The organism is Bartonella sp. MR100HLJHH (assembly GCF_042194215.1).
In the GTDB taxonomy this organism is placed as follows: domain Bacteria; phylum Pseudomonadota; class Alphaproteobacteria; order Rhizobiales; family Rhizobiaceae; genus Bartonella; species Bartonella grahamii.
The window spans coordinates 1-2867 of sequence record NZ_JBHIMR010000045.1; the positions used below are offsets into that span (position 1 = coordinate 1).

Below are 2867 nucleotides of genomic sequence, written 5' to 3' on the forward strand. Positions count from 1 at the left end.
TGCCGTGCTGTCATTAAATATGATTTTTCACATCATGTCAACAAAAAAATCATGATCTTGTGTTTTTTTATTTTTTTACCTAAATATGGTGTTTTAAAAGATATTCTTTATTTTCCTTCAATGCAACATTTATGTTGTATTGAAACATTTTAGATGTTATATTATTATAATGAATAGTCAAGAATTGAAAAGATATCTTATAAAGCATGGTTGCAGTTTTACTTCAGGGAAAGGTGGACATTTGCTTGTAAAGCGCGGTTCTAAAAAGTCCGTTTTACCTATGCATGGTACGCGAAAAGAATTAGGAACAGGATTAGTCCAGAAGATTCTTAAAGATCTTGACCTAAAATAAGCCTGAATATGGAGGTGTAAATGAAATATGCAATCAAATTTATCAAAGATGACAATGATACTCTTCTAGTCGTCTCTAAAGACTTTCAGGAATTTATTACCTATGGTAACGATGAAAAAGAGGCTTTGGAACAGGCTAAAAATGCACTTTTAACAGTCATTATGGGGCGTTTTCAAGATCGTGAACCTATTCCCTTTGGACATCGTGATATTGCCTATCCTTTTGTTGAAGTATCTTCATTGGTGACTTTAAAAATTGCAATACATAACGCTATGGTTGAAAAAAACTTACGCAAAGCTGATCTCGTACGTCTTTTAAAACTTCATCCAATACAAATTGACCGATTGTTGGATTTAAACCACGCAACCAAATTAGATGCCTTAGAATCCACTCTCAGTGCTCTTGGAAAAGAGGTTGCCATTAATATCCAAGACGCCGCTTGAAAACTACCGGTTTTGCGTAAAATGTTTATAAAGTGCATTAAGAGCAATGCGCAATGAAAGCACAAGATGTGGTAGTGATTGATCTTCTATGACAAGATACTGTAATGCGGCATGAAGGTTATATTGACGGTGTAAACATTGAGCTTCTTGAACAACATCTTTTACAGCTAAAAGATGTTCTGTTGCTATCTGTACCCATTTCTCTCTTGCTCCGTTATCAGAAGTTGTAGGCATTTCATCATAAATTGCATTAGGCAATCCTTTTGCACATAGGTAATTGTTTTTCACTTCAAGATATTTTTGCGCAGCATCATATTGGTCTTGATTGATTTCGCCTTGCAAATAAAGCCGCCCAATATAGGTACTGGAAAGTGGATTTTTAGCCTCTTCTATGGTCAAACAGAAGCGTTTGGCACGCATTTCAATTGCCAATTTATCCATGGGTTCATGCGGTGTTTTTGCTCGTGAGATGCGTCCATTTGGTTCTCTGATGCATCCTTTAATCCGAGGACGACCACGTTTTGCACGTTTTTTTCTTTTTGTCATATTTTTTTCAATCAGAATGGGACGCTATCGTTAAGAGCTGTTCTATAATCTTGAGCCCCTGAAGCGATAGCATAATTTTGAGAAGTAATAGGTGAAGGGGTAGGGGATGCCGATTGCTCTTTTTTGGCATCAAGCAAATACAACTCGCCTTTGAATTGTGGTAAGACAATCTCTGTTGTGTAACGGTCATGCCCATTTTTATCTTGCCATTTGCGTGTCTGTAATTTTCCTTCTATGTAAACCTTTGAACCTTTGTTTAGATATTGAAGTGCAATTTTTGCCAAATGTGGATTAAAAATCACCACGGAATGCCATTCTGTTTTCTCTACTTTTTGATTGGTTTTTTTATCTGTATAGCTCTCAGAAGTCGCTATACTAAAATTGACTATTTCTGCTCCAGAATTCATTGTTTTGCTTTCGGGATTAGCACCAAGGCGTCCGATTAACGTCACTTTATTTAGCATATTTGTAGCCCCATTAGATTTGCAATTTATACATAAAAATCTTAGCATAAATTGCATATTTATTCAATTATTTCAAAATGATATTATTGTTTTTTAACATATAAAATTATGTTTACGGTGTATAAAATAAGGAGATCAAGGTATTCTATTCTGCAAGCACCGTTTTTTTTCTACTTTCTCCATGAGTTCCTTGCACTTTGTCAGATCTTGTTGTGAAAGAGACTTAAACATTCTAACAAACGTGTTAGAAATTTCATGGTTAAGTGGGTCAGAAGAGTTCATTGTAAAATTCTTACGACAAATATTTGCTTCTCTTCTCAAGATAGAAGCCGTTTCTTCATTTAAAGCATATTTCTCAATGATCTTTTCTTCCATGTCAGCAGGTATAGGCTTTTTGCCAATTTCTACAGAAGATAAAAATGCTATAGATACGCCTAATTTATCAGCCATATCTAATAAACGTTCTGTTCGATCAATACGAATTTTACGTAAGGTTTTGCCAAATGGTGTAAGCATTTGATTCAAGCTCCTATTAATGCAATCAAGTGGTTTTCAATGATTTTTTGATGTTTTTGTTGACTTCATCTATGAACGTTGAGAAGAGACAACGTAATCTGAACAGTTTTATAAAATCGGAAATTTTACTATGGTTTTTTAATGGAGCACTGTAGTGTGTAAATAGATATGTTTATTAAACTGCGTGTATGTAACATAAGAAACAATACACAAACTAAAAAGGAATACCAAAGAGCAATATCTGAGTACCAAAGTACAGTATCCAATGAAAAAGAAAGCTTATGCTGTACGTACTTAGAAATGACAGATAAAGGAACCGTTTCTTTATAGCTACTTGGGAAAATTAAAACGACAAGCGCTACACTTATTAGCTTTAAAAGTCGGTGCATATATTGTTGTAAATCACGTGTTAGTTTCACCCAACCTGTTGTATTTCCGCATTTGTATTTTGGGTTGCTCTGTAATTCAGAAGGAATATGAGAATTGCATAAAATTACAAAAATATTTGTTATTATTATCAAACCAAAAGATGCAAATATCAAAATA

At 34.1% G+C, this 2867-nt stretch carries 6 protein-coding genes; 2 read left to right on the forward strand and 4 right to left on the reverse strand.

Going from position 1 to position 2867, the window contains the following annotated elements; genetic code table 11:
• Positions 1–169 precede the first annotated feature (169 nt).
• Positions 170–352 carry a type II toxin-antitoxin system HicA family toxin gene (locus ACFIJ7_RS09180; protein ID WP_006589116.1) on the forward strand — a complete coding sequence of 61 codons (183 nt, stop codon included), beginning with the start codon at positions 170–172 and terminating at the stop codon, positions 350–352.
• A gap of 20 nt (positions 353–372) precedes the next feature.
• Positions 373–795 carry a type II toxin-antitoxin system HicB family antitoxin gene (locus ACFIJ7_RS09185; protein WP_375645150.1) on the forward strand — a complete coding sequence of 141 codons (423 nt, stop codon included), beginning with the start codon at positions 373–375 and terminating at the stop codon, positions 793–795.
• A gap of 3 nt (positions 796–798) precedes the next feature.
• On the opposite strand, the gene ACFIJ7_RS09190 is transcribed toward ACFIJ7_RS09185, so the two are convergent.
• The 4 genes from ACFIJ7_RS09190 to ACFIJ7_RS09205 form a co-directional block, all read right to left on the reverse strand.
• Positions 799–1341 (reverse strand): hypothetical protein, encoded by a 543-nt coding sequence (locus tag ACFIJ7_RS09190; protein ID WP_375645151.1) that lies wholly within the window; start codon positions 1339–1341, stop codon positions 799–801.
• Between the two features lie 11 nt (positions 1342–1352).
• Entirely contained in the window at positions 1353–1805 is a 453-nt protein-coding gene (gene ssb, locus ACFIJ7_RS09195) for a single-stranded DNA-binding protein (protein ID WP_375645120.1), read from the reverse strand.
• A gap of 135 nt (positions 1806–1940) precedes the next feature.
• Positions 1941–2321 carry an XRE family transcriptional regulator gene (locus ACFIJ7_RS09200; RefSeq protein ID WP_375645152.1) on the reverse strand — a complete coding sequence of 127 codons (381 nt, stop codon included), beginning with the start codon at positions 2319–2321 and terminating at the stop codon, positions 1941–1943.
• 128 nt (positions 2322–2449) lie between these two features.
• Positions 2450–2867, reverse strand: a 418-nt coding sequence (locus tag ACFIJ7_RS09205; protein WP_375645153.1) for a hypothetical protein, incomplete at its 5' end; no start/stop codon positions are given.

What these genes read in the sequence shown, in the direction of transcription:
- ACFIJ7_RS09180 (WP_006589116.1), top strand. Translation starts at nt 170, where the DNA reads ATGAATAGTCAAGAATTGAAAAGATATCTTATAAAGCATGGTTGCAGT.
- ACFIJ7_RS09185 (WP_375645150.1), top strand. Translation starts at nt 373, where the DNA reads ATGAAATATGCAATCAAATTTATCAAAGATGACAATGATACTCTTCTA.
- ACFIJ7_RS09190 (WP_375645151.1), bottom strand. Translation starts at nt 1,341, where the DNA reads ATGACAAAAAGAAAAAAACGTGCAAAACGTGGTCGTCCTCGGATTAAA.
- ssb (WP_375645120.1), bottom strand. Translation starts at nt 1,805, where the DNA reads ATGCTAAATAAAGTGACGTTAATCGGACGCCTTGGTGCTAATCCCGAA.
- ACFIJ7_RS09200 (WP_375645152.1), bottom strand. Translation starts at nt 2,321, where the DNA reads ATGCTTACACCATTTGGCAAAACCTTACGTAAAATTCGTATTGATCGA.